We start from the raw sequence: 26,676 nt of genomic DNA on the forward strand, positions 1-26,676 counted from the left end.
TTTTCTCTTTTAATTATTTAGTTTGAGTAGAGTCAGCAACTGGTTTTGCAGCAGCTATTGGGCTACCTGCAAAATCTTTTTGACCTTTAAATTCTTTCATTATATACATTGCCACTCTCCATCTGTCACCAGGTTTTAACTGCCCAGCATAAGAGCCCATAGAGTTTCTACCATAAGAGAGCACATAGTGTACGGAGCCCAATGTAACCTCTCTGTCTTTAAAGTTAGGCACACCTACATAAGCTCCAGATTTCACGATTGAACCTTGGCCATCTCCTGCTGTACCGTGGCAAACTGCACAAGTCTTATTATACAAATCCTTACCTCTTGCTACATCCTTATCCAGATTAGAAGCGTTAAGCGGTGAAGCAGTAACCAGTTTAGATGCATCATAACCCTCATTATACTGCGTAGGGCTAAGAGGTCTTGCATCATTTACTTCTACTACTCCGTCCTCATTTTGTGCCACTGTACCATCTACTGGAACTAAGCCTGTAGCTCCATCATTTTTCACGAAAGCAGGTATTTCATTTTTATGATCTACATAAGGGTCTTCAGCTTTCATTAATGGATCGTATGCCACTGGGAAGTACATATCTGGGAAGTAAACCAATGGTGGATTTTCTTTTGGACCACAAGAAGTAAGTGCCAAAGCAGAAACTCCCAATATTGCAGAAATTTTTATGATATAATTTTTCATATTATGCTTCTTTTACAGAAATTTCTTCAGCTCCTGTTTCTATAAGGAGTTGTTTTATAGTTTCAACATCATCACTCTTAAACTCGATCATAAACTTATCATCAGTAGTTCTTGGATCTGGATTCTGAGCCGGTGCTCCCGGATACATTTTATTTCTGATAAGATAAGTAACAGACATCATATGTGCAGAGCAGAATACCATAAGCTCAAACATAGGCACTACGAATGCTGGCATATTATGTGCCCAGTCAAACGCTGGCTTACCCCCGATGTTCTGCGGCCAGTCGTGATTCATCATATACCAAGTGGTAATACCCCCTATGAGTAATCCATAAACTGCGTAGATAAAAGCAGCATCAGAGATTCTTGTCTTTTTAAGACCAAGTGCTTTATCTAACCCATGAACAGGGAATGGAGTATAGACTTCATTAATTTTAATTCCTTTATCGCTAAACGCTTTTACTCCTGCCATTAAATCATCATCATCGGCGTAAATTCCGTATATAGTTTTAGTGGTGCTCATCTCCTTCTTTTGCTTTATAAGTTTCACCTGAAATTTTCAAAATAGATTTTAGTTCCGCCTGTGCAATTACTGGGAAAGTTCTTGCGTAGAGTAGGAATAAAATTCCGAAGAATCCAATAGTTCCAAGATATGTACCCACATCTATAATCGTTGGTTTAAACATAGTCCAAGAACCTGGTAAGTAATCCCTTGAAAGGTTGATTACGATAATATCAAAACGCTCAAACCACATACCGATATTAATAACCAATGCAATGAGGAATGTAGCTATAATATTTGTTCTCACTTTTTTGAACCAGAATGCTGCTGGTACTACAAGGTTACAGATAATAAGTGCCCAGAATGCCCACCAGTAAGGTCCAGTTGCTGCACCTGGAGAGAGGTATACAAAGTCTTCATATCTTGAACCAGAATACCACGCGATGAAATATTCACAAGCATAAGCCACAGTAACCATACCTCCTGTTACAATGATGACGATATTCATAATCTCAATATGATACTTGGTGATATAATCTTCCAAGTGGCAAACTTTTCTCGCTACCAAGAGGAGCGTCTGTACCATTGCAAATCCTGAAAATACCGCACCAGCAACGAAGTAAGGAGGGTAGATTGTAGAGTGCCAACCTTTAATCACCGATGTGGAGAAGTCAAAGGATACCGTAGTGTGTACTGAGAATACAAGCGGAGTTGCCAAACCTGCCAATACCAATGACACCTCTTCAAATCTCTGCCAGTGTTTTGCTTTTCCTCCCCAGCCAAATGCAAGGAAAGTATACATTGTCTTAGTAAATGGAGTTTTGGCTCTGTCTCTAATCATTGCAAAGTCTGGAATAAGACCGATGAACCAGAAGACTACCGATACTGAGAAGTATGTAGAAATCGCAAATACATCCCAAAGGAGTGGAGAGTTAAAGTTCGTCCAAAGAGAACCGTATTGGTTTGGAAGAGGGAATACCCAATAACCTAACCACGGTCTCCCCATATGTATTACAGGGAAGATTGCTGCCTGTACTACGGCGAAAATCGTCATTGCCTCTGCGGAGCGGTTTACGGACATTCTCCATCTCTGTCTAAATAATAATAATACTGCGGAGATCAATGTTCCTGCGTGACCAATACCTACCCACCACACGAAGTTGGTAATATCCCAACCCCAGTTTACGGTTCGGTTCAATCCCCACGCTCCAATACCTGTACCTATGGTGTAAGCAATACAGCCAAATCCATAAATGAAAAGAACCAATGATGCGTATAAAGAAATCCACCATAATTTACCAGCTCTTTCCTCAATAGGTCTTGCAATATCTTCTGTGATATCACGATAGGTCTTATGTCCTTTAATTAAGGGTACCCTAATCGGGGCTTCGTAATGTGACATTTTTTAGCTTATTATTATTTAAACTTTAATTTTCTACTCCGTTATTTCTCACTTTTGTATGATAGAATACATTTGGTCTTGCACCTAATTCTTCTAATAGGTAGTATCTTCTATCACTTGCAAACAGTTCTCTTACCTTAGAATCTTTGTCGTTCATATCTCCAAAGACCATAGCACCGGAAGAACAAGCTGCTGAACAAGCACAAGAATCCTGGAATTCCTGGTCTGTTACTTTTCTGCCCTCTTTCTTAGCTTTTAAGATAGTAGCCTGAGTTTCCTGGATACATAGAGAACATTTCTCCATCACCCCTCTTGTTCTTACCACTACATCAGGGTTAAGAACCATTCTACCGAGGTCGTTGTTCATTTGGTAGTCAAACTTATCGTTCATTGCATAGTTGAACCAGTTGAACCTCCTCACTTTGTATGGACAGTTGTTTGCACAATATCTGGTACCCACACATCTGTTATACGCCATTTGGTTCTGACCTTGCTTACCGTGTGAAGTCGCCGCTACTGGGCATACATTCTCACAAGGTGCATTATTACAGTGCTGGCACATCACAGGCTGGAAGATCACTTTTGGATTTTCCGCTGCGTGGTTTAAGATACCTCCATCTGTAAATGCGTTACCATACATACCTGGAACATCAAGACCTCCAGCTACTGCTTCCTCAGGCGTTAATTTTCCGTCTTTATCAGTATCCAAGTTTTCTGGAATATCAGCAGAGTAGTAACGGTCGATTCTCAACCAGTACATATCTCTTGACATTCTCATCTCCTGCTTACCTACTACAGGAGTATTATTCTCTGCTTGGCAGGCAATGATACAAGCACCACATCCTGTACAAGCATTAAGGTCTATTGAGAGATTGAAGTGATGACCATCTGTATCATCATAAGAATCCCAAAGGGTGATTTTTTCAGCAGGTAGAGAGCCATTAAGCGTATGATATTCCAATGGCTTATTCCAACCTTTTTTAGGGTCATCAAATGGTACATTAATGAAGTCATTAAGGCTTACTTCTTTCGCGATATCATAACGACCCATTAATGTATTCTGGAGCTGCATTCCAGCGAATTCATAGTCTTCGCCTGTTTTTTCAATCTTAATATTATTGATATTAAAGTTTACCCCATCAAAGAGTGGATAAGCATTAATACCTGTAGCAGCTACTTTACCTGAATTTTTCTTACCATAACCAAGAGCTATACCTAAAGAACCATCTGCCTGACCAGGCTGAATAAATACAGGAACATCTTTCAGTATAACTTTTCCATTTACGGAGAGGTTTACTTTATCTCCATCGAGCTGCATTCTTGCATTGAGTTTATTCTTAATACCGAGTTTCTCTGCATCTTTTGGAGAAATGGTCAAGTAATTATCCCAAGAAAGTCTCGTAATAGGATCTGGAAGCTCCATAAGCCAAGGGTTATTAGCCTGAGTACCATCTCCGATAGAATTTGTATATAATGTTAATTCAAAGTCTGTCGCTTTAAATGATGCTATTTCATTTATCGCAGCTTCTGCATCTCCACCAGTATAAGAAAGTCTTCCAGCAATATTTGGAGTTTCATTAATACCGTGATATAAAGCCTGATTAAATGTAGCATTATGCAAGATAGTTGTAGCATTAGCTTTTAAATAATCGTAATAATTATTCGCTTCGCTATCTTTTCCATTAATCCAAACCAATAGAGATTCTTCTAATTGTCTTGGCTTAAATATTTTTTGGATTGTAGGCTGGGTAAGTGCATAAACTCCTGTCTGTGGAGCGATATCTCCCCAAGATTCTAACCAGTTCGCTACTGGGATTACCGCTTTGGAAATATCATAAACCTCGTGTTTCTTATCACAGAAAGAGATGATATTTTTAGCTTTGGTAGCTGCGGTTTTGAATGCTTCCCCTTGGTTGGAAGAATATATCGGGTTTACATTATTAATGATTAGCGTATCTACCTCACCAGCATTAAGCCAAGAGAGCAATTGCTTATATCTTTCCCCATCATACTCTTTAAGGAAGCAAGCCTCACCAGTAAATGCACTTGATGCAAGTTTTTGGTTGATTAAGTGAGAAAGAACGATAGCCGCCTTAGAACCATCCGCTAAAACAACAGCTTTATTACCTTTTGCTTTAAGCTCTTTTAGTATTTCTTTTGCCTCCTTGTTAGAAGTTTCTCCATCAAGTCCTTTATAAACCTCTACCAATGTATTGAGAACCGCACTTGGTTTTAGTCTGTATCTTGTATCAGCATTAGCTCCTGTTAGAGACATATTAGCTTCTACTTGGATGTGCCTTAGCATTCCCTTACCTGGTTTTCTCGCTTCTGCATAAGAATGCTCTAAGCTCTGACCATTAAACATCTCTAAGAAATCTGCTTGGAAGGATACTACCAATTCTGCTTTTGTAAGGTCATAAACAGGCAATGCTCTCATTCCGAAAACTTCCTGTGCAGCATCAAGATTTGCAGCGAGTGGGATTGCATCATATATCACCAATTCTGCTGTAGGATATTTCTCTTTGAAATCTGCAAACAGCTTCTTAAATGTAGGAGAAGGTAATGAGTGGGAGAGAAGAACAATCTTCTTACCACTTGCCGCTGCTCCCTCTAAGGACTTCAATGCGTAAGTATCAAGTGCATCAAAGGTTGCGTCTTTCTTATCGAGTTTAGGTTGTTTTACCTTATCATTATCATAAAGTGAAAGCACAGAAGCCTGAGCTCTTGTATTGGTACAACCGAAACCTTTTGCAGCAGGATTTGGATTAATTTTAATAGGCCTTCCCTCTCTTGTTTTTACTAAAACGCTCGCAAAGTCATACCCATCATAGTAAGCCGAAGCGTAATAGTTAGGAACACCCGGTATAATATTATGCGGTTTTACCACATAAGGAATTGTCTTAATCACTGGCGATTCACAAGCCGCTAATGCAACAGCTGCAGTGGAGAAACCAGCTATTTTAAGGAAATCTCTTCGTGAAGTGAGAGGAGTATTTGCATTTTCCTCAGCAGCGTTTATTTCATCTACTGGGATTTCCTCTATAAACTCTTTCTGAGCCAACTTCTGTGTAAGCGTTGGGTCTTTTAGTTCGTGAATACTTCTGAATTGTATTTTATTTGAAGCCATTTATACTTCTAATTTTTTCGTTATTAATAATGACATTTACCACATTCAAGTCCTCCGATAGCATCTACCGTAATCTTACCTTGAGATTTAGGATATTGTTTCTTAAGTTTATCGTGCAGCTTCGCAAAATATTCTTTATTATATCCGTTGGTCATATCTACCTCTGTAGTTCTGTGGCATTCTATACACCATCCCATCGTAAAATCATTTGCCATTTGTACCACATTCATTTCATCTACTTTGCCGTGGCAGGCTTTACAAACAACATCTATTTTATCATTAGGGTTTTTCTTGTTATGAGAATCAATAATCGCTTTCTCTCCTGCCACCACATGCTGAGCGTGATTGAAGAATACAAAATCTGGCATATTATGGATTCTCACCCATTGTACAGGTTTTGTTTTCCCTGTGTAGGACTGGCTACCTGCATCCCAACCTGTAGCTTGGTAGATTTTCTGAATCTCACCATCATAGAATTCTTTTGTTTTTCCTGGCTCGATATAAGCCCCTTTGTATTCTGAAATACCTCTGTGGCAGTTCATACAAACATTCATAGACGGGATTTCGGAGACCTTGCCATATTTAGCCCCAGAGTGGCAAAGCTGGCAATCAATATTATTCTCTCCCACGTGAATTTTATGCGAGAAGTAAATCGGTTGTTCTGGTTTATATCCTTTATAAACTCCAATCCACATCAGCCAGTTCCAAACTCCATAGAGCGCTACCACTGCCAATACGGTCATCAAACCATTACCTACGAGGTTAAATCTATTATAAAGGCGTTCTACCTTTCTTGCTCTCTCAGGGTCTAAGTTACCAGACCTTTGAAGTTTGATAAGCCCTCTTAACCTGAGCAGAACCCAGATAAGCAAGCCTACAACTGCAAGTAGAGAACCTATAATCAATTTAGACTGTAAATCCGCTTTGCTTTCCTGTGCTAATTCTTCATTTGCCTGTTTTGCACCTTCTGGAGCTGCAGCTGGTTTTGCTGGCTCTGGTGCAGGAGGGTTAGAAGTATAAGCCAATATATCATCTATATCCTTCTCAGAAAGATTAGGAAACGGAGACATTGGGATTTTGTTAAACTTCTCAAACACCTCATTAGCGTATTTATCTCCTGAGTTTACTACATCCATAGAATTAACAATCCACTTGTGTAGCCAATCTTTCCCAAGACCGTGTTCTTTTTCTAATCGCTCTACAACTCCTCCTAATGACGGACCTACCAACTGCTTATCCAATGCGTGGCAAGCAGCACAATTGGTTTTAAACAAAGTCTCCCCGTTTTTAGGATCACCTGTAGCGGCATCTTGCGCGTAAATAGAAGCACTCGTAGATAGCAATAGACCTATTGCTACCAATGCTTTCCTGTAATGCTTTCTCCAACTAATCATTTATAGTAAAATTGGGTTATGAAAAAAATGAATTTTATTTCTCGCCGGCAAAAATATAACATTTAACAGAAAATTAAGAGACCCCCACCCCCTGTTTCCTTATACGAGTTAAATTTGTATGTAGTCTAAATTGCAAGCGCACTTTATTTACATTAAAAATCAATAAATTAAATAAACACACAAGCATTATCAAACTGTTAATTATAATAAAGATTTTTAACTAAAAACCTCTTTATAAAATATTCAAAAATATTAACCTTCACCATCTAAATCCTCAAAACACACCAAAATGGTACAATGATGAAAGGAGATCTGAACAAAATTACAAAACTCATAATAATTCATTCTGATAAGCACATCTTTTATCTATATTTCTATATATCCCTTATAAAAAAATTAGGTCTCAATCTTTAAGAGCTCAGAACTCCTATAATATATCAAATTTATTATTATTTTTGCTCAAAATATTTTCGTGATGAAGAAATTAATATTAGCTCTCAGCCTTAATCTATCCTCATTTTTTATTTTCAGCACCGCTCAAACGGTAACGAAGGTGGATACAATAAACGGAACCCCACTAACGATAACCGCAAGCCCAAAAGTAAGTGAACTGATAAACAAAATGGATAGCAATAACTGTAAAAGGTCAACAAATGATAGTAGTTTTTCCTATACAGATGACTTAGACTCAAGAAGAATATCCGTTCCGAAAAGGAAGCTCTCTACTGCTGAGATTTGCAGGCAAAACCCACGAGTATTGGGCTACAAGATACAAGTAGCGGTAGTAAAAAGCAATAAAGAAGCAAATGAAATAAAGGCGAGTTTTAGACAGAAATTCCCACATACAAAAACGATAGTAGACGCCTCCCTAAGACCTAATTATAAAATTTTAGCGGGGAGCTACTTTACAAAAGAAAGCGCTTCGGGGGATTTAAAAAGTATAAAGGCGCATTTTAAATCCGCAGTAGCTGTACAATACTACATCTTCTGCGAGGAAGGAAAATAAAAAGTAACCTAACAAAAAAAAATGCTTGCTGAGAATAGATTCAGCAAGCATTTTTTATACAGTAAAACATTAAATTCTATTTAGAAAACTCCCTTTGGAGAACCGTAAATGCTGGGAAGTGGTCGCTATACCCACCTGTATATTGATCTCCTGCCCAAGAGCGGAAAGGATACCCCTTATACTGCCCAGAATCTGTAATAAGATAAGACGGTGCAAAAATGTTGGTAGTAAACATAGCGTAGGTTTTCTTATCCTTATTCTGAACGAGATTTTTAGTCATAATAATCTGATCAAACATATTAGGTGCATCTCTGTAAGCATAAGATGCCACACCGTTTTTGAAGAGCTTCCACATAGGGTTGAAGTAAGGAGAAGTCTCAGAGAGGTCTTTCTCTCTACCCACAGCACCTAAATATTTAGTGATACTCTCATTATCGGGGTCATCATTAAAGTCTCCCATTGCTAATATTTTTATACCTGGGATTTCTGCTCTCAGCCTGTCCATCTCTTCTTTTAGATAGACCGCAGCTGCATTTCTCTTAGGATTTGAGGCCGTACCTCCTCTCCTCGATGGCCAGTGGTTCATTATAACTGCGATTTTCTCGCCGTCTAACAGCCCTTGAACGATTAATAAATCACGAGTATATTCTCTCTTACCATCTTCTCTGTAGATTTTCATCTCCTTTTTGGAAATTTTAATAGGCAGAAACCTTTTCTTCTGATAAATAATTGCTACATCTATCCCCCTTGCATCATAGGAATTATAATGAGCTACACCGTAATCATACCTTGCGAGAGCGGGCTGCTTGGTAAGTTCTTCCACCACTTGTCTGTTTTCTACCTCTATAAGCCCGACTATCACAGGTGCTGTATTCGTATATTTTCTACCGAGGTCTGAAATCACTTTTGCAAGCCTTCCCATTTTATCATCATAGAGTTTTTTATCCCATTTTTTAGGGCTTAGTGGAGTAAAATCATCACTTAAAATCTGTTTTCTCACTACTTTTTTACCGATAAGCTTCTCATCGCTCCACTCTCCTCTGTATTCTTCTGTAACAGGAAGGTATTGCAATGAATCTAATAGCACACTCCTATGAAAAGCAGGATTATCGGGAGATAAAGTACCATCTATATAATCAGCAGACGGATAAATATCCCATAGATTCTCCACATTCATAAAACCAATTGCAGCACGCTGAACTTGTTTTTGCTGAGCCTGCATAAGTGTAAAACTTAACAGCCCGAATAATACATACTTCTTCATCTTTAAAAATGTTAAATGTTATCAGAAATGATAATTAACTCCTACATTAATTATCCCCTTATAAATTGTGGCAAAATTAATAAAACAGAGATTTATATTGAAGTTTTAGCATTAGTTTTTTAGTATTGATACCATAGCTAAAATGTTAATAGAAATTAACAATATTCAAAAATAGATTTATCTTTGTCCCTCTAAATTCAATTCTAATAAGATAATTAAATAATGATATGCTATGATAAAGAACTTATCTCTCATCTCTTTATTTACCTTGTTACCTGCATCCTTTTACTATGCACAAACCACGGTCTATGCGTATGTAAAAGATAACCACGGTAAACCGGTAGAAAGAGCAGAAGTAGACCTTTTACAGTCTAATGATGATGTTACTGCCGATAAAATCGGTTATTTCCAATTTGTGGATTTAAAGCCAGGCCAGTACCAGGTAACTATTTCCAAATTTGGATTCGAGACTCAGATTATCCAGTTTAGTGTAACTGCAAATGAAAAGAGAAAAGACCTTGGGGTAATCAACTTAGTGCCTATGGCAGGAGCTATGGACTCTGGTGTTATGATGGTAGATGAATCTATGTCTGATGATGACGGTGGCTCTATGCAACCAACCGTAGGTCTCCTAAATGCAGGCAAAGATGCTTTCCAAAGTGTAGCTGCATTTGAATTAGGAGCATATTGGTTCCGCCCAAGAGGGGTAGATAACCGCTATGAAGATGTTTTGTTCAACGGTGTTCCTATGTCTAAAAATGATGATGGACGAATTGACTTCTCAAATTGGGGTGGGCTAAATGATGTAACCCGTTATCCGATAGAGAATGCAGACAACATCACCCCATCAGAATATACTTTCGGTAACTTAGGAGGGGTTATTTACTACAACACAAGGGCTTCTTCTTACAGAAAAGGCACTTCCCTCGCATATTCATTTACTAACAGAAGCTATTTCCACAGACTAATGGCTACTTACTCCACTGGTATGAGCAAAAGCGGCTGGGCATTTACTTTCTCAGGAAGTAGAAGATGGGCAAATACAGGTATTATTGATGGTTTATACCAAGATTCTTATGCCTATTTCGGTTCTATCGAGAAGAAATTTAGCGATAGATTCTCTATTAACCTAACCGCCTTTGGAGCTCCTACTTATAGGGCATCAAACAGTCCAAATACCCAAGAAGTATATGATTTAATGGGTAAAAACTACAACGCTTACTGGGGCTGGCAGAATGGTGAAAAGAGAAACTCGAGAATCAAAAAGATGCACGAGCCTATGTTCCAACTACAATTCTATAATAAACTGGGAAAAACCTCAAATTGGAACAACACATTCTCTTATCAGTTCGGTAGAGACGGAAGAAGCCGCCTTGATTGGTTCCACGCCGCAGATCCAAACCCTACTTATTACAGAAATCTCCCAAGCTACTGGATTTCTAAATTCCAAGAGAACAATAGCCTTGGCGGAAAAGATATTACAGACATAGAACAAGCCATTATTGATGCTCAAAGGAATGATTTCCTCAATAATAAGAGCCAAATTAATTGGGAGGCACTCTATAATATGAATCGTCTCAACTATGATAAAGGCGCAAGGTATTCCATCGTAGAAGATGTGAATAAAGACAAAACTTTCAACTTTATCTCTCACTTTGATACTAAACTTGCAAGCAATTGGAGGCTCAACTTAAACTTTGCGTATCAAAATTTGGTCTCCGATAACTTCCGAGAGATAAAAGACCTCCTTGGAGCGGCATTCGCAAATAATGTAAATGCTTTCGGCAATGATAAACCTTATGACTTAGACAACCCAAATACAAAAGTGAAAGAAGGAGACAGAACTCAGTATTCTTACGACCTTCTTAGGAGCTCTTATACCTTTAATGCTTCCACAGAAGTAGATTTATCCCGATGGAATGTCGTTGGTTCCATATTCGGTTCCTATTCCGAGTCTCAAAGAGAGGGCAAATTCAGGAATCATTTCTATGCTGACAATTCCAAAGGCAAGAGTGCAAAGTACAATTCTCTCAATGCAGGGCTAAAAGGTAGGGTTACCTATACAATTAATGGTAAAAACTTCATCGTATATAATGGTACGCTTTACTCTGCAGCACCTACTTTAAACGAAATCTTCGTAAACCCAAGGGTGTCAAACATCCTTACCCCTGAACTTTCCAGTCAGATCGTAAATGCAAATGATTTGAGCTACATATTGAGAGGTCAGACTCTTAAACTAAGGCTTACAGGCTACCTTACAGACATTCAAAATGCAGTAGAAGTATCAAGATACTATGCAGAAGGTATTCAGCTCGGTAGCTCACAGACGCCTCAGGATGCTTTCGTCTCTGAAATTATGACGGGAACCCATAAACAATACTTAGGTGCAGAGCTGGGAATAGATTTAAAACTTTCTTCTACCCTTAATCTAACTGCTGCAGGTAGCTGGGGAGAATATAAGTACAAAAACACTCCTAATGTGTATGTAAGTGCAGATAATGAGAACTATGCACGAGGTTTTGAATACCTTGGAAAAGCAAATATTAAAAATTACAGGGTTTCTGGCACTCCACAATCTGCTTTTTCGGTAGGGATTAAATACAACTCCCCGAAATACTGGTGGATAGGTGCAAGTGCAAACTACTTGATGGATCAGTATTTGGATATTTCTGTGCTCAACAGAACGGATAAATTCTATACCGACCCAAGTACAGGCGACAATTACACCGCTATCGTAGATCCAAAAACGGGAATCAGCATCCCAGAAGCTACTCCTGAAACCGTTGAACCCCTCGTAAGGCAGACAAAATTTGATGACCAGTTTATGCTCAATGCTAATGCGGGCAAATCTTTCCTTCTCGGTAAGTACAGAATGGGTATTAGCGTAAGTGTAAACAATATCCTCAACAATAGAAACTATGTAACGGGGGGCTTCGAGCAAGGCAGGAAATCTAATTTCCGCGATGCCTATGTAGAAAGTCAAAGAGGCACCCCTATATTTGGACCAAAACTGTGGTATGACAGGGGTACTACGTTCTTTGCTAATGTATATCTTAGGTTTTAATTAACTTTTTAAATCATCAGAAATGAAAAACATATTCAATACAATAAAGCAGATTTCTCTTGTAGCCTCTGTGCTGCTCTTCACAGCCTGCGTACAAGAAGATAAATTCGATATTCCAGATACAAATACCTATCAGTGCGGTGATTTATCCCAAGACACAAGCCTATCTTTAATTTCTTTGGAGAACTTAAAGAAATTATACGATGGTAAAAAGACTTTTGACTTCCCGAAAGATGATAATCGCTACATCGAGGGCTATGTTTCTTCGTCTGACCACACGGGTAACATCTACAAAAGCATTTTCATACAGGACAAACCTGAAAACCCTACGCAAGGTTTGACAATCACAGTAGATGCTACTTCTACCTACAACCATTATCCTCAAGGCTCAAAGGTTTATATAAAACTTGCAGGGCTATCCATCGGTGAGTATGGTGGCGTAATACAATTAGGGGTGAAGTTTGGTAATGAAAAAAATGCAACTTCGGTTTCCAGAATCCTTGAATCCGATTTGCCAAAAGTTATTATCCGTTCTTGCTCTGAAAAAGAGACTATCGTTCCGAAAGTAATGACTTTAGGTGATATGATTAAAGGAAACGAGCAGTATCTTGGCTGTTTAGTGAAGATAGAAAACGCAGAATTTGCCGCTAAACACCTTTGTCAGCAGTTTGCTCCTACAGGCTCGAGTGCAGATAAACAATTAATAGACGCTACAAGCACTACGGCCAACAAAGTAGCGAGAATGAGCGGCTATGCATCCTTTGCCCTTAAGACCATTCCTTCTGGAAATGGAGATATCGTGGGTATTTTCAGCAAGTTTAATACCACTTATCAGCTCTATATCGTAGATGATGCTGACTTGAATATGAATCAAGAGAGGATAGATAAGATTATTGCGCCGTGCGAAGCCAGTGCAGATGCCGTTGCCCTCAGCGTAGCCGAAGTAAAAGCCCTTCTACAAGGCAATCTTACCCAAATCTCCGAAAATGCTACCCTTACTGCCCTTGTAACAGCAAACGATGAGTCTGGGAACCTCGCAGCATACAACTTTAAAGATGGAAAGCAGCATACAGGATTCGTTTATGTGGAAGACAACACAGGAGGTATCAAAATTAATATCGCTTCTCATCAGCAATTTGCCGATCGTAGTGGTACGGGACTGTTTTCTGACCAACGATTCCAAGTAGGTAGAACGCTTACAGTCAATTTAAAGGACCTATACATCGGTTCCAAAAACGGAGAAATACAATTGGGCGGACTATACAAGGGTGAAGTAAGCCGTGTAGAAGATGTTGATAAATACAAACACTTCTTCCGTACAGAGAAGCCTCTGATTAATGTAACCCCAACACTGAAAACCCTCCCCGAACTTAGCATTAATGATGTCGGTAGATACATTAAAATAAAAGACTTACAGTTTGTAAGCTCCGATTTAGGGAAAACCTATGCCGATGGAACCAATACCAGCAACAGAACCCTTGAAGACTGCGCTGGGAATACCATTCTACTCCGAACAAATGGGCGCGCCAACTTCGGGACAAATGATAACAAGCTCCTCGCAAGCGATGTAGAAGTAGATACAGGTAAAGGAGATGTAACAGGTGTGCTCGGTTACTATAATGGTAAGTTTCAGCTCTGGATTCTTAACCTTAGAGGGGCAGATTTAGACAATCCAAGATGTGATGGTACACTCCCAACCAAAGATGTAACATTATTTAACGAAGGTTTTGAGAATCTCAATGACTGGACTGCGGTAAGTATTGAGGGAGATGAGGTTTGGACAACCACAACTTTCGGAAATCCGAAGCCTTCTGCTTTCTTCGACGGGAAGAAAAAGAAAAATACCGACTGGCTTATCTCCAAAGAAATCTCGCTCAATGGATTTAAGTCCGCTTATTTCTCCTTTGAAACCGATGGAGCCTTTGATGGCAACCCTCTAAAGGTATTCGTAACCGATAACTATACAGGTGATGCCACTACAACAAGCTGGACGGAAATCACAAGCGCTGTTTTTGATACAGATTTATCTGGATTTAAAGGTTTCGTAGGTTCCGGCAAGCTTAGTTTGAATAACTTTGCTGGCAAAAACATAAGAATTGCCTTCAAATATACTTCCGAAAACGGCAAATCTACCCGTTGGGAAGTAGATAATGTTATCGTAAAAGCAAATAAAAAATAATATCTTCATAATTAAAGTGATTTTTTAATTACTGTTAGCGGTGCTGGCTTTGCCAGCACCGCTTTCTTTTTCTCATTATCCCTCTCCAATTTGCTATACTCCCCTCCCCTGCTCTCCAAATCCCTATCCTCTTAACAATAATTCTCTCCTCTAAGATAAAAACAGGGGTCTGAGCCCCCTATTTTATGGTCAGAGATCCCACTTTATATTTTTATGCTGACACAAAACCATTTTTTATTTTCATTTTATACTTCTGTCTTTACACAAAACTATATTTTATTTTTATTTTATACTTTTGTGCATACACAAAACCATTTTTTCTTTTAAATTTATACTTTTGTGTCGACACAAAAGGGGTCAATGACCCCATTTTATACTTTTGTGTATGCACAAAAGGACAAATTGTCCGATTTATGAAATTATTGCATACAAAAAACCATTTTTTATTTTGATTTTGCGCTTTTGTGTCGACACAAAAGTATTTTTTCTTTTCATTTTGCACTTTTGTGCATACACAAAAGGACAAATTGTCCGATTTATGAAATTGTTGCATACACAAAAGGGGTCTAAGACCCCATTTTATATTTTTTTGTATATAATTTCTTTTTTTATAAGAATAAAAAGGGAGGTGATGCCTCAAAAAAGGAGGCTATGCCTCAAAGAAAGGGGCGATGCCTCAAAGAAAGAGGCTATGCCTCCTTCTTGCAGTAGGTATCGCAATGGAGAGGTATTATTTTTCTATTGACAGCAAAGTTTTTGTATAGGATTTGTCCTATTCCTGTTAGCTTTAAGAGAATAATTGCAGGAAGAAATATCCAAAAAGCAGGCAATCTTAGAAAAATAAGATAGATGGAAGTAAAACCATACTGCCATTTATCTGTAAATGATGCCATTTGTTGCTTAGCGAGTAAAATATTTAGTCCTTGTTCATCTAATGAATGCTCTTCTATATTTCTAAGCTCTCTACAATCTATCAAATGAAGCCAATCTAATTTACTGATAAGCTTTGCAAAGGAGGTACATTTAGGACACCAGTTATCATAAAGGATAATGAGTTTCATTATTTAAGTCTTGATTTTAGTTTATCTACTGTATCTTCATCATAAGAGGTATTATTCTTTGTACCTTTATCAAAAATGTAGGTTAGGGAGAGCCTTATCCATCGAGAGTCAAAGGTTTGTCGAGAGAAATAGCTCTGCTCCTGTGCCAATAAATGGTTCTTAATCTCCTTTCTATTAAATACATCATTAGCTGTTAATGAAAATCTTAGCTGATTATTCATAAAATTACGATTAATTCCTAAACTTAGTCCATAGAAAGAAGTTGTCTTATAGGGACCTTGTATAAAGTCGGAAATAAAATCAAAACCAGAGGTTAAATTTATCTTTGCAGGGAGTGAGAATCTATTGGTAATCGCCCATTGGTGTGCCCAGCTCTGTGTATTTATATTTTGGGCATTATCATTAGACTTTATGCTATCTCGGAAGAGGTTTATATTAGCATTAAGACTCCACCATTTTAGCATATTAAATGACAGATTGGCATTAAATATAATGGAGTGAATTTTATCTATATTAACAGGTGTAAGCATAGAGGAAAGTGTAGCTTTATTGTGAATATGAGTCTGATAGATAGCATCTCTGTTCTGTGAATAGATAATATTAAATATATATTTTTGTTTATAGAGGTACTGTAAGGTAAGCTGATGAGTGATATTTGATTTCAGCTCTGCATTTCCGAGAATTTTCGTATAAGGGTCTATATAATAGACGAATGGCATTAGGTTTTTAAAATTAGGTCTATTGATTTTTTTGTTATACGATAGGCTTATGTGATGATTTTTAGACTGATTTGCATAAGAAAAATTAATAAATGGGAAGATATTAAGCTCTTCTCTCTTAAGATGATAATCATTTTCAGAAGAATAGCCATAAACAGGTGAAAATTCTGCCCTCGAGCCTAATATGATATCTATTCTCTTAAAAGATTTATAGTATTGGAGATATGCACTTGCGATATGTTCATTATAAGTATAGGCATTAGATTTAGGTTCGTCATATTCCCAGCCGTTAATTTCCCTTTTATAGAATAGATTTTTATTATTAATGTCTTGGAAAATATACTTTAAACCTGATTCTATGGTAGAAGTGGAGTCTATTTTATTTGTATAATCTACTTGAATTACTGCTGCATTTACTGTATTAGGAGCTCGGTTTTCCAAATCCTTAAAATGCTGAATATTTTGCACTTCCTTTGAGCTTAGGAGGGCATTATTCTTTGTATTATAGCGAATATAATTCCCTCGCAGGACTAAACTGGATTTCTTAAAGTCATACGCATATCTTATACCTGCATCAAAGGTTCTGAGGCTGTTATCACTCATCTGCCGAGAGATAATTTCAGAATACGGGAGGCTGTTATTCTTGAATATCAAGTCTGTATTCTGCTGAATATCCTCATTATAGAATGTAAGTTTAGTATTGAGTGTAAGCTTAGAATGAGAGAATCTGTTCTCAAAAGTACCTCCTATACTATGGTTGGCATTATTGATTTTTGCATAGGTTTCCTGCTCAGAAGAGAGGCTATTGCTAATGCCTTTCAGGCTATTTGCCTGCTCAAAATCTCCTCCATAGGAGTTGAGATACCTCAGCACAAAACTCTTATTATGAATATTATACTGGGCTTTTGCTCCTGTGCTTTGTTTAAAGTATCTGCCTTTTGTAGCATTGGTATTCGCGATGACAGAGACCCCTTCTTTCTTAAATTTTTTAGTTTTTATATTGATAATTCCTGCTCCAGAGCCTGCATCATACTTAGCTGATGGAGAGGAGTTTATTTCTATGCTCTCCACTTCGGCTGCTTGCAGGTTTTTAAGGTAAATCATCAGCTCATTACCGCTTAACAGGAGAGATTCTCCATCTATCTCTACCCTGATACCTGTATTTCCATTGAGTTTAAATCTATCATTTATAGCATCATAGCTAACTCCCGGCAATTTACTGATAGACTCAAATACATTTCCGGAAGAAAGTATGGGATTATTCTGTACATTGACCTTAATAATACCGTTTTTCATCTGAATAAACTTATTCTTTGGAGCACTAATAACCACTCCTTCAATAGATTTAGAGATAAGCAACCTGTCATCAAGGATTTCTTTTTCTAAAATTAGAGTATCTACCACAGTATTCTTATCTGAGCGCAAGGTTCTTATATACTTACCTATCAGAATATCTTTAAATAGGAATTTATTTCCTTTAATTTCTTCCCGGTAGCGCTCCTCTACCCCTTCTATGCCTTTTAGCTCAATGCTATGGTATTTTGTTTCTGCACTTTGGAGACTTCCTCCATAATTAACTCTCTGAGAGAGCACTAATGAATAAATAAACAGGAGCAGAATGAATATTATTTTTTTCATAGTTTAAAGGTTTTGTTGTAAAATTTATTATCTAAAAATATTGTATAACAAGAAATCATTACAAATGAAAAATTATCTATTTTCATCATAAAAAATATTCCTAAATGCAGGACAACTCCTAACAATATAATGTAATTCCTAAATCTTTTAAACCAAATAAGGATAGGGAATGAGAGTTGAAATAATATAGTAAACCATGTTAAAATCTTTACTATAAAAATATAATTACATAGTTAAACATTCCTTGTCCATTTTTTATACTCCCACATAAGGCTATACAGGAATACTGCAGTAATTATGTGGCTAATATATATTTAAGCAGTCAAAATAAAAAATAATAAAAAACTAAAGCATCTCTTATTTATGATATTCTTTCTTCTGATTTAATAAATAGAGCAATCTATATATTTTATGATAATGCTTTAAAAAACAAACAATTAAAAATAAATATATTTATTTCCTTTTTTATAATTATTATTAAATAAATTCATATTTAATTTTTTCTATATCAATTATAGATAAAATAAAACAACATTCTATCAAGATATTCTAATTATTATTAAGCAATTAATAGGGTTCCATCCCCTTTTATTTATAAAAAAATAAGCTATTAATGAAAATTTTTTATTCTCATAATCAATAAAATACTATTTTTACAAAAAATAAATTAGATTATATTATAAATTGTTTTTAATTTTAACCCATCAAAATTTATTAGTATGATTAACACAGATTTACGCAGATTAAAGATGATTGATTTCTTCCAGTTTATTACAAATGTAGCTGCGCATTTACAAAAAGAAGACTTGGAAGAACTTAAACTAAAAGACTTTGTAGAGACTAAATTCCTTCCTGCAATGAATGAGATGGACAATGTCCTGAAACTGCAAATAAACTCTGCCTTTACAAAGGAATTGAATACTCGCAACAAGACAAGGATACGCTTACTCAGCTGCCTCTATACTCATATTAAGCTCTATACAAAGTATCCTGAGAACGAAAAAGTACAAGCCGCAGAGCGATTGACTCTCGTAATAAAAAAGTTTGGCAAAAAGGTATCAGGGCTTCCTCAGCGCGAGCTCACGGGAGTGATTACTCAGATGTTGCAAGACCTTCAGCTTGCAGAAAGTGTTGCCGACTTAAAGAAAATCTCCGCAATGGTTTGGGTTAATAGCCTTAAAGCAGAGAATATCGAGTTTGAAAAGCTCTTTAATAGCCGTACGGTTGAGAAATCTACCCTGAAAGTAGGCGTATCACAAGTAGTTCGTAAGAAGATGCAAGAATGTTTTACCCAACTTATCAAACTTATAGAGGCACAAGCCCTGATTAATGGCGCAGATAAGTATAAAAGGCTGATGGATGAAATCCTCACCGAAGTAAAACAAGCAAAAACAACTATAAAAAGAAGAGGCAATCGTTAGGTTTGGGGAGGGGACTTTGTCCCCTTTTTTATTTTTTTAATAAAAGGGTCTCTGACCCACTTTTTATATTTTTTGCTTAAAAAATCCTAATATCTAATGCTTTAATATCCTCTATATAGGCTTGTAGGGAGTCGTTCTCCTCTACTTTTCCTACTCCTGCGGGAGTACCTGTAAAAATAATATCACCTACACGGAGAGTAAAGTATTGAGAAATATAAGAAATGATTTCATCAAAGCTAAAAATCATTTGCTGGGTATTGCCCTGCTGCACAAGAATATTATTTTTTTTCAGAGAAAAGTTTAGATGGGTAAGGTCAAACTCTTCTTTGGGGAAGAAATTGCCTATTGCAGCAGCGCCATCAAAGCTTTTGGCTATTTCCCAGGGAAGTCCGCGCTCTTTTAATGAATTTTGCACATCTCGAGCAGTAAAATCTATCCCGATACCGATTTGTTCATAATGCTTATAGGCATTTTCTTTTTGAATATACTTACCTCCTTTTGAGATTTTTAGAAGAAGCTCCACCTCATAATCTACAGCATTTGAAAATTCAGGAATATAGAAATCTGAACCTTTTAATACGGCAGTATCAGGCTTAATAAAAACCACAGGATTGCTCTCCTGAGCATTCCCAAGCTCATTAATATGCTCTATATAATTCCTCCCGATGCAGATTAGCTTCATATCATTAAGTATTAAAGCTACAAATATAGCTTAAAATAAAAAATCTGCACCAGAAAAGCTCTGGTACAGATTCTTAAAAATACATTTAGCAAATTAGTACTGCTCCAACAGATATTTTATTAAATCTGTGGTTGTAACAATTCCTACGAGCTTCTCACCATCGAGAACTGGAATAGAGTGGAAACTTTGTGTAGCTAAGATTTCTGCTACTTCCTTCACATTTGTGCTTGCCTGAACTGTAATAGGTGCTTTTGCCATAATCTGAGGAATTGTATACATATCATAAACCACTGATGATACATCCTCCTCTCCCTCTGTAACATCAGCAAAACTGATTCTCAGCAGATCAGAATAGCTTAATACCCCAAGAATTCTGTCTCCCTCTACCACAGGAATGTGGCGAATGTTATACTCTTTGAATAATCTCTCCGCATCGTAAAGAGATTGGGTCGTGTTAAGGGTTACTAACTCCTTAGTCATAATCTGTGATACTGGAACTCTTTGTTTCATTGTATAAAAATTTATTTAATTGGTTAATGATTCTTATTCTTTCTTTTTACATTGTAAAGATACGACTTTTAGAAAGTCTTTCGGTATGATAAATAGCATTCAATATTAAATTTATTTATTGTACCTTTAATGGCTTTTAGCTTAGGTATAATAAAAATTGTGCATTTATTAAAATTTAATTAATATTGCTACGAAATAATATAAATAATGGCACTAGATGATTATATGCTCCCCTGCCTAAATAAAAAACTCTTCGGTATAGAGTGCTTCGGCTGTGGTACGCAACGGGCTATATCCCTGATTTTTGAAGGTAAATTTGCAGAGGCATTCCAAATGTTTCCTGCAATTTATACTGTGCTGCTGTTTTTTGGCTTTATCATTATCAATTTTATAGATAAAAAACGAAATTATGGGAATATTATCGTAGGATTAGCGATTATCAATGCGATTATTATGGTGATTTCTTACTTTATAAAGCATCATTAAAAGAATAAATAATTTAAAATATACATAGAATGGATACACAAAATTTACAAAACACTCCTCAAGCGAATGAAAATCAATTTTCAACCTTTGAAAAGGAAAAATTGCCCAATGCTACGAGTGTACTTGTGCTAGGGATAGGTTCTATTATTACTTGTTGCTGTTATGGATTTATAGGGGTAATTTTAGGGGCTATTGGTTTAGTACTCGCAGGTAAAGACAGGAAACTCTACAGAGAAAATCCGTCTTTATACTCCAATTATAGCAACTTAAGCACAGGGAGAACCCTCTGTATTATCGGGATTATCCTAAGCTCTATCTACTTAGTCTATGCCATAGTGGTTATTTCCTTTGTAGGCTTTAGCAATTTGCAAGACCCAAATGCTATAAATGCTGCTATTGAAGAACTATTTGATTAATTCATCTAAAAAATAAAAGACTACCCACATCGGTAGTCTTTTTTCTTTTATTGTTTCTCTGCCCAGAGCTGCATTTTCCTTTCTAAAACAGTGAGAGGCAAGCAACCTTGGCTCAAAAGCTCTCTATGAAACTCTGGAAGGCTAAACTTCTTACCCAATTCCTTTTCATATTTCGTGCGAAGCTCAATAATCTTTGCTTGACCTATCTTATAGCTCAGTGCCTGACCAGGCAATGCCATATATCGCTCTACTTCGGCAGTGGCAGCCGCTTCATCGTAGGCAATATTCCGAAGGAAGTACTTTATAGCGCCCTCTCTTGTAAGCTTTCCTGTGTGCAAGCCCGTGTCAATAACCAATCTCACCGCACGGAGCATCTGATCATTAAGCGCACCCAGCCTTTGATACGGGTCTTTATATAATCCTAAATCCTTTCCAAGCGATTCGCAGTACAATGCCCAGCCTTCGCCATAGGCACCATACCATCCAAAGCGCATAAATTTAGGTAAGGACTCATTTTCTTGCTGTAAAGACACCTGGTAATGATGTCCAGGGATGGCTTCGTGCAAAAACAGAGACTCCATACCGCTCGTTACATTAAATTTGCTCGGTTCTGGTAGCGGAATGTAGAAAATCCCTGGTCGGGAGCCATCTGCCGAGCCCTGAATATACTCCGCACTTGCAGAAAGCTCTCTAAACTTCTCTGTTTGGCGAATTTCAAACCGAGTTTTAGGCGTTACGCTAAACATTGTTTTAAGTTTCGGGCTGATTTTCTTTAAAATGGCATTAAAAGCTCCTATCACTTCTTGGGAGGATTGATAAGGCATTGCTTTTTCCTCTTCTTTCACTGCAAGGAGGAAGCTCTCCAAGCTACCAGAGTATCCTACTTCTTTTTTAATAGCTTCCATCTCGGCACGAATCTTTGCAACTTCCTGCACACCCATTTTATGGATTTCATTTATGGGGATATCCGCAGTAGTCCAGCTTTTTACATAGTATTTATAGGCTTCCTCACCGTTTGGGAGGGCATTATAGCCGTCGGTATCCCTTGCCTCTGGATAATAAACCGTCTCTAAGTAATCTGCCATCTTCTGATAGGCTGGGATTATCTTTTCTTCTACCGTTTGTTTGTAGAGCTCGGTATATTTTTGCTTTGTTTTGGCGTCAAAAGACTTAGGGAAATTCTGCAAAGGCTTATAAAAGATATTTTTTTCAAATGAAAGACTGGTAATTTCCTCTGCTCTGAGCTGTGGAATCATCTTTATCACTAGCTTTTTAGGCAAAACTACTTCGTTTTTTATCCCTTCATCAAAATTATTTATCGCTGCATCTATCCATATTGGGAACTGGCTCATTCTTTTAAGCCAATTATCATAGTCTTTTTCTGTATTAAAAGGCTGGATGCCCTGCCCACTACCCAATACGGGGAAGAGTAGAGGCAAGCCTTCAAATTGTGTGAAAGGGATATACTCTGGTTTGTAGATGTAGCGCTCCATCTTGTCCTTTAAAGTGGTTTCCAGAACATCATATACTACTTTTTTATCATCAGAAAGGCTTTCGTAATCTACCCTTTTGAGTTGTTCCTGCACTTTTGTATAAAAAGCAATCTCTCCATTGATAAAATCCTTGTCTATATTTATTGGAAGCTGGTCGTTATACCTTTCATCTCCCTGCATTGTAGCTTCTAGCGGGTATAATTTCAAATATTCCTCATAATAATGCGCAGCTATGGTGTCTAAATCTATTGGCGTCTCCTTTGTAAGGGGCATATCTTTTTTCTTACACGAAAAAAAGAGGGCAAAAACTACCAATCCCAAAGCTAAATAAAGATTTCTGATATTCATAAAAGCTAAATATTAATTCGGTCGCGAAATTAACCCAAAAGAATAGAACCAACCAAACCTATGGAGGCTTTTGTGGGCTAATAGAAAAGAGAGATACAGCCTCTTTCTTACTAAGTAGAAGGCTATTTTTTCTCGCCTAACTTGCGGTGGATTACTCTATCCATATAATCTTGGTACCAGCCTTTGCAGAGGAGCATCCCTCTTTCTACTTCTGGGGAATTAACCTTGCCGAGCAGGTTTTTATCGAGGTTTAAATCTGTATTTTCATAGATGCCTGTAATTTCTTTCCCATCAAATCGGTAGATATAATCCCCGATAATGAAATTTTCCTGCACACTATCCGAATTCACGATAAGATAAGGCTCTCTATGGCTTGCTACAAGGCTTCTGCCCCAGCTTCGGATGGGTTTGTTATAGGCGATAAGGTCTGCAAGTGTAGGGTAAATATCCATCTGCTGAGCAAAATCTCGGTCTATACCTTTCAGACCATATTCTGGGTTGGGAGAAAAGAATAAAAGTGGCAGCGCATACCTGTTCATCACCTTTTCATAGTCTTTGTAATAGATTTGGTTGGTATGATCTCCTGTAATAACGAAGATGGTATTATGATACCAAGCCTGTTTCTTTGCAGTTTCAAAGTATTTTTTAAGTGAATAATCCAAATACTGGATAGGCTCGTGCATTTCTATAAAGCCTTTTTTAAATTTCCCATTATACTTTTCGGGAATTTTAAACGGATGATGAGAAGAAGCGGTAAATACAGTCGCCATAAAGGGTTGAGACTTGCCCGTATTCTTAGCAAAATACTGCAAAAAGGGCTCGTCCCATATTGCCCACATCCCATCAAAGTCTTCATCGTTATTATATTCGGTTTTTCCAAAATAATGTTTAAATCCCAAGATATTTCCAAAGCCCAGAAAGCCCATAGAACCGTTCGGCGCACCGTGATAAAAGGAAGTATCGTAGCGCAAATCATTACAAACCGAAACGATTGACTGAATATTCTGATTAGAATACGGAGAGCTCGTAAAAGCATCGGTAAGTGCAGGGATACCTGCCAAAATACTGCTCATACCGTGTATCGATTGCCTACCATTAGCAAACGCATTGGTAAAAATAAGACTCTCCTGTGCCAAGCTATCCAAAAACGGCGTATAGGAAACGAAATCTTTGATGTTTTTATCCTCATTAAATGCACCAGAATACTCTCTTCCCAAGCTCTCTACAATAAAGATAACGATATTGGGGCGTTCTTTGGGTGGCGTGCGCTCATATAGTTTAAATGGACGGATGTTTTGGTCTATAAACTTCTCATCTACGAAATGAACTTCCTTAAAACCGTTGGTATTTATCGTTCTGAAAAATGAAAAAACACTATTGAGCACTACATTTGCGTGCGATGGATTGCTGATATGCCTGTTGGCATCCACTAAATTAATCGGTCTGGTGCTGTGCTTGAAATCTCCCCGTATGCCTCCCACAGTGAGCACCGCCGCAAGGCATAATTCTACCACAGAAATCACAAAATACGGGATGAGCTTCTTAGGTTTCTCGCTTTTTACCTCTACTTTTTTGTAGAGGATTATCCAGAGGCTCATCAGCAGGATATAGGAGAGGACGACTAAGGGGTTCTGTACCACAGAAACCGCAAAAACCTTCCAGAGATTGCTCTCGTGCCCTGCTACATCGAGCACCGCAGAGGTAAGGCGGCTCTGGCTAAACTTGAAATACACAAAATCCCCAAAATTCATAGAATAAGCCAGCCCATTCATCAGAAAATAGACCCAGAAAAGCATTTGTTGATAGCCTTTTCGGGTATTAATCACCAGCGGAATTAAACTCAGGAGGATAAAAAGGGCATTTACATAGAGAATCGCCGTAGTATCAAAGGCAGTTCCGTAATACGCAGCATTCAGATAGTCTTCTACGCTATTTATCTTGACCAAATTCTTATTGAACAACCAAAAAAGCAAGCGGGCAATTTGATAAAACCCATACGCCAAGCCTAATCTGTACAGCAAAGCGCCTACTTCTCTCAACCGAAACTCTTTCATCAGTAATAGAATAATTATTTCGCTGCCAAAAGTACGATAAAATACAATTATTAAGCACTTACCTCAGCACAGCAAACCAATAGCATTCTGCAAGATTCATTATATTTGCCCGCATTTAAAAATACTTCCAATGGATTTTATTACGAAAAACATCGCCAATGCTTTTACACTCGGGAATCTCCTTGCGGGGTGCATCGGCGCGATTCATCTCCTGAGTGGAGATTACCAAACAACGGCGCTGTGCATTGTGATATCATTGGTTTTGGATTTTTTTGATGGTTTTATCGCTCGGGCTACAAAGTCTAACTCGGCTCTGGGTGTGCAGCTCGATTCCCTTGCCGATATGGTGAGCTTTGGGCTGGTTCCTGGTCTTACGATGTATCAGATGCTGAGCGACCTCTCCTGCCCTTGCCAATATGTGAAGTATTTTGGGCTTCTGATTACGCTTTTCTCCTGCCTGCGGCTTGCGATTTTTAATATTGATGATGAGCAGAAGTATTACTTCAAAGGGCTGAACACCCCGAGCAATACGATAATGATTTTTGGGCTGTATTTCGCCTACCGATATACTGGAGCATACGGTTTCCTGACAGAAAACACCCAAATCCTCATAGGGATTACGGTGCTCTCCTCCTGGCTGCTCATCAGCCCGATAAAAATGATTGCGATGAAGTTTAAAACGATAAAACCTGCGGATAATTACCCCATAGTTGCGCTGTTTATAGGTGCAAATATTATCGTGAGTATCTTTGGTATTAGGGGGATTCCTATGGTGATTGTGTATTATATCCTTATCTCTATCCTTTTCCAAAGGCAGCTGAAATAAAGCTATACATCAGTGGCATCAAAGGCGCTTTCTATATGGCGGAGGCGTATTTCTCCCGCATTATCTGCGGTAACGGAGATAATATCAAAGCGGACTTCCTCTGTATAATCGTGCTCTTCCATAAAGGCATTCGCCGCGAGGACTAATCTCTGCCTTTTGGCTTTATCTACCGCCTCATAGGGCTGTACCAATGCCTTAAAATTTCGGGCTTTTACTTCTACGATGATGATTTTATCCTCAAACTTGGCAATAATGTCTATTTCTGCCTTTTGAAAATAATAATTCCGAGCGAGGATTTCATAGCCTTTGCCCTGCAAAAAAGCTGCTGCAAGGTTTTCAGCCTCTTTTCCGAAATCATTATGCTCTGCCATAATTGGGGGATTA

The 26,676-nt window shown here is 37.7% G+C and carries 20 protein-coding genes; 7 read left to right on the plus strand and 13 right to left on the minus strand.

Features of this window, described 5'->3' with window-relative positions; translation table 11 throughout:
- Positions 1-13: 13 nt before the first annotated feature.
- The 5 genes from D8991_RS08495 to D8991_RS08515 are packed head-to-tail and all read right to left on the minus strand — an operon-like array spanning position 14 to position 7,125.
- The gene (locus tag D8991_RS08495; RefSeq protein WP_120489788.1) at positions 14-700 is read right to left on the minus strand and encodes a c-type cytochrome; all 687 of its coding nucleotides are present in this window, start codon (positions 698-700) and stop codon (positions 14-16) included.
- Between the two features lies 1 nt (position 701).
- Complete coding sequence (locus D8991_RS08500; protein WP_120489856.1) at positions 702-1,223, minus strand: DUF3341 domain-containing protein; 522 nt, start codon at positions 1,221-1,223, stop codon at positions 702-704.
- Positions 1,210-2,604 carry an NrfD/PsrC family molybdoenzyme membrane anchor subunit gene (nrfD, locus tag D8991_RS08505; protein WP_120489789.1) on the minus strand — a complete coding sequence of 465 codons (1,395 nt, stop codon included), beginning with the start codon at positions 2,602-2,604 and terminating at the stop codon, positions 1,210-1,212. Before nrfD ends, D8991_RS08500 begins: the two co-directional genes overlap by 14 nt.
- A 25-nt stretch (positions 2,605-2,629) precedes the next feature.
- Positions 2,630-5,731 (minus strand): TAT-variant-translocated molybdopterin oxidoreductase, encoded by a 3,102-nt coding sequence (locus tag D8991_RS08510; RefSeq protein WP_120489790.1) that lies wholly within the window; start codon positions 5,729-5,731, stop codon positions 2,630-2,632.
- A 23-nt stretch (positions 5,732-5,754) separates the two neighbouring features.
- A complete protein-coding gene (locus D8991_RS08515; RefSeq protein WP_120489791.1) occupies positions 5,755-7,125 on the minus strand; it encodes a cytochrome c3 family protein in 1,371 nt (456 codons plus the stop codon).
- 475 nt (positions 7,126-7,600) lie between these two features.
- Here D8991_RS08515 and D8991_RS08520 point away from each other — a divergent pair, with 475 nt between their 5' ends.
- Positions 7,601-8,131 carry an SPOR domain-containing protein gene (locus D8991_RS08520; protein ID WP_120489792.1) on the plus strand — a complete coding sequence of 177 codons (531 nt, stop codon included), beginning with the start codon at positions 7,601-7,603 and terminating at the stop codon, positions 8,129-8,131.
- 76 nt (positions 8,132-8,207) lie between these two features.
- Here D8991_RS08520 and D8991_RS08525 read toward each other — a convergent pair whose 3' ends face one another.
- On the minus strand, positions 8,208-9,395 hold the full coding sequence (locus tag D8991_RS08525) for an endonuclease/exonuclease/phosphatase family protein (RefSeq protein ID WP_120489793.1): 1,188 nt from the start codon (positions 9,393-9,395) through the stop codon (positions 8,208-8,210).
- Positions 9,396-9,627: 232 nt separating this feature from the next.
- On the opposite strand from D8991_RS08525, the gene D8991_RS08530 reads away from it, so the two are divergent.
- Both D8991_RS08530 and D8991_RS08535 read left to right on the plus strand, forming a co-directional pair.
- Positions 9,628-12,459, plus strand: coding sequence for a TonB-dependent receptor (locus D8991_RS08530; RefSeq protein ID WP_120489794.1), 2,832 nt, complete (start codon positions 9,628-9,630; stop codon positions 12,457-12,459).
- A 22-nt stretch (positions 12,460-12,481) separates the two neighbouring features.
- Positions 12,482-14,638, plus strand: a complete 2,157-nt coding sequence (locus D8991_RS08535; protein ID WP_120489795.1) for a DUF5689 domain-containing protein — start codon at positions 12,482-12,484, stop codon at positions 14,636-14,638.
- A 689-nt stretch (positions 14,639-15,327) separates the two neighbouring features.
- On the opposite strand, the gene D8991_RS08545 is transcribed toward D8991_RS08535, so the two are convergent.
- Entirely contained in the window at positions 15,328-15,699 is a 372-nt protein-coding gene (locus tag D8991_RS08545; RefSeq protein WP_245957222.1) for a DCC1-like thiol-disulfide oxidoreductase family protein, read from the minus strand.
- A complete protein-coding gene (locus D8991_RS08550) occupies positions 15,699-18,056 on the minus strand; it encodes an outer membrane beta-barrel family protein (protein WP_120489798.1) in 2,358 nt (785 codons plus the stop codon). Before D8991_RS08550 ends, D8991_RS08545 begins: the two co-directional genes overlap by 1 nt.
- 719 nt (positions 18,057-18,775) lie before the next feature.
- On the opposite strand from D8991_RS08550, the gene D8991_RS08555 reads away from it, so the two are divergent.
- Complete coding sequence (locus D8991_RS08555; RefSeq protein ID WP_162926765.1) at positions 18,776-19,477, plus strand: DUF6261 family protein; 702 nt, start codon at positions 18,776-18,778, stop codon at positions 19,475-19,477.
- Between the two features lie 76 nt (positions 19,478-19,553).
- Here the strand turns inward: D8991_RS08555 and D8991_RS08560 are convergent, their stop codons facing one another.
- Together D8991_RS08560 and D8991_RS08565 are read right to left on the minus strand one after the other, a co-directional pair.
- A complete protein-coding gene (locus tag D8991_RS08560) occupies positions 19,554-20,159 on the minus strand; it encodes a fumarylacetoacetate hydrolase family protein (protein WP_120489800.1) in 606 nt (201 codons plus the stop codon).
- A gap of 93 nt (positions 20,160-20,252) precedes the next feature.
- Positions 20,253-20,669, minus strand: a complete 417-nt coding sequence (locus D8991_RS08565) for a CBS domain-containing protein (protein WP_120489801.1) — start codon at positions 20,667-20,669, stop codon at positions 20,253-20,255.
- Positions 20,670-20,876: 207 nt separating this feature from the next.
- Between D8991_RS08565 and D8991_RS08570 the strand changes: the two genes are divergently transcribed.
- Together D8991_RS08570 and D8991_RS08575 are read left to right on the plus strand one after the other, a co-directional pair.
- On the plus strand, positions 20,877-21,155 hold the full coding sequence (locus tag D8991_RS08570) for a DUF2752 domain-containing protein (RefSeq protein WP_120489802.1): 279 nt from the start codon (positions 20,877-20,879) through the stop codon (positions 21,153-21,155).
- Positions 21,156-21,184: 29 nt separating this feature from the next.
- Positions 21,185-21,571: a CCC motif membrane protein gene (locus D8991_RS08575; protein ID WP_221407582.1), complete on the plus strand. Its 387-nt coding sequence runs from the start codon at positions 21,185-21,187 to the stop codon at positions 21,569-21,571.
- Between the two features lie 47 nt (positions 21,572-21,618).
- On the opposite strand, the gene D8991_RS08580 is transcribed toward D8991_RS08575, so the two are convergent.
- Together D8991_RS08580 and D8991_RS08585 are read right to left on the minus strand one after the other, a co-directional pair.
- A complete protein-coding gene (locus D8991_RS08580) occupies positions 21,619-23,412 on the minus strand; it encodes a DUF885 domain-containing protein (RefSeq protein WP_120489803.1) in 1,794 nt (597 codons plus the stop codon).
- Positions 23,413-23,534: 122 nt separating this feature from the next.
- On the minus strand, positions 23,535-25,466 hold the full coding sequence (locus D8991_RS08585; protein WP_120489804.1) for an LTA synthase family protein: 1,932 nt from the start codon (positions 25,464-25,466) through the stop codon (positions 23,535-23,537).
- A gap of 130 nt (positions 25,467-25,596) precedes the next feature.
- Here D8991_RS08585 and D8991_RS08590 point away from each other — a divergent pair, with 130 nt between their 5' ends.
- Complete coding sequence (locus D8991_RS08590; protein WP_120489805.1) at positions 25,597-26,292, plus strand: CDP-alcohol phosphatidyltransferase family protein; 696 nt, start codon at positions 25,597-25,599, stop codon at positions 26,290-26,292.
- 2 nt (positions 26,293-26,294) lie between these two features.
- On the opposite strand, the gene D8991_RS08595 is transcribed toward D8991_RS08590, so the two are convergent.
- Complete coding sequence (locus D8991_RS08595; RefSeq protein WP_120489806.1) at positions 26,295-26,663, minus strand: YraN family protein; 369 nt, start codon at positions 26,661-26,663, stop codon at positions 26,295-26,297.
- Positions 26,664-26,676: the final 13 nt, after the last annotated feature.

The sequence above is a fragment of the Bergeyella cardium genome (genome assembly GCF_003614945.1).
GTDB classification, from domain to species: domain Bacteria; phylum Bacteroidota; class Bacteroidia; order Flavobacteriales; family Weeksellaceae; genus Bergeyella_A; species Bergeyella_A cardium.

Excerpts from the sequence above, each read along its gene's own strand:
- D8991_RS08495 (WP_120489788.1), bottom strand. The coding sequence starts at position 700 with ATGAAAAATTATATCATAAAAATTTCTGCAATATTGGGAGTTTCTGCT.
- D8991_RS08500 (WP_120489856.1), bottom strand. The coding sequence starts at position 1,223 with ATGAGCACCACTAAAACTATATACGGAATTTACGCCGATGATGATGAT.
- nrfD (WP_120489789.1), bottom strand. The coding sequence starts at position 2,604 with ATGTCACATTACGAAGCCCCGATTAGGGTACCCTTAATTAAAGGACAT.
- D8991_RS08510 (WP_120489790.1), bottom strand. The coding sequence starts at position 5,731 with ATGGCTTCAAATAAAATACAATTCAGAAGTATTCACGAACTAAAAGAC.
- D8991_RS08515 (WP_120489791.1), bottom strand. The coding sequence starts at position 7,125 with ATGATTAGTTGGAGAAAGCATTACAGGAAAGCATTGGTAGCAATAGGT.
- D8991_RS08520 (WP_120489792.1), top strand. The coding sequence starts at position 7,601 with ATGAAGAAATTAATATTAGCTCTCAGCCTTAATCTATCCTCATTTTTT.
- D8991_RS08525 (WP_120489793.1), bottom strand. The coding sequence starts at position 9,395 with ATGAAGAAGTATGTATTATTCGGGCTGTTAAGTTTTACACTTATGCAG.
- D8991_RS08530 (WP_120489794.1), top strand. The coding sequence starts at position 9,628 with ATGATAAAGAACTTATCTCTCATCTCTTTATTTACCTTGTTACCTGCA.
- D8991_RS08535 (WP_120489795.1), top strand. The coding sequence starts at position 12,482 with ATGAAAAACATATTCAATACAATAAAGCAGATTTCTCTTGTAGCCTCT.
- D8991_RS08545 (WP_245957222.1), bottom strand. The coding sequence starts at position 15,699 with ATGAAACTCATTATCCTTTATGATAACTGGTGTCCTAAATGTACCTCC.
- D8991_RS08550 (WP_120489798.1), bottom strand. The coding sequence starts at position 18,056 with ATGAAAAAAATAATATTCATTCTGCTCCTGTTTATTTATTCATTAGTG.
- D8991_RS08555 (WP_162926765.1), top strand. The coding sequence starts at position 18,776 with ATGATTAACACAGATTTACGCAGATTAAAGATGATTGATTTCTTCCAG.
- D8991_RS08560 (WP_120489800.1), bottom strand. The coding sequence starts at position 20,159 with ATGAAGCTAATCTGCATCGGGAGGAATTATATAGAGCATATTAATGAG.
- D8991_RS08565 (WP_120489801.1), bottom strand. The coding sequence starts at position 20,669 with ATGAAACAAAGAGTTCCAGTATCACAGATTATGACTAAGGAGTTAGTA.
- D8991_RS08570 (WP_120489802.1), top strand. The coding sequence starts at position 20,877 with ATGGCACTAGATGATTATATGCTCCCCTGCCTAAATAAAAAACTCTTC.
- D8991_RS08575 (WP_221407582.1), top strand. The coding sequence starts at position 21,185 with ATGGATACACAAAATTTACAAAACACTCCTCAAGCGAATGAAAATCAA.
- D8991_RS08580 (WP_120489803.1), bottom strand. The coding sequence starts at position 23,412 with ATGAATATCAGAAATCTTTATTTAGCTTTGGGATTGGTAGTTTTTGCC.
- D8991_RS08585 (WP_120489804.1), bottom strand. The coding sequence starts at position 25,466 with ATGAAAGAGTTTCGGTTGAGAGAAGTAGGCGCTTTGCTGTACAGATTA.
- D8991_RS08590 (WP_120489805.1), top strand. The coding sequence starts at position 25,597 with ATGGATTTTATTACGAAAAACATCGCCAATGCTTTTACACTCGGGAAT.
- D8991_RS08595 (WP_120489806.1), bottom strand. The coding sequence starts at position 26,663 with ATGGCAGAGCATAATGATTTCGGAAAAGAGGCTGAAAACCTTGCAGCA.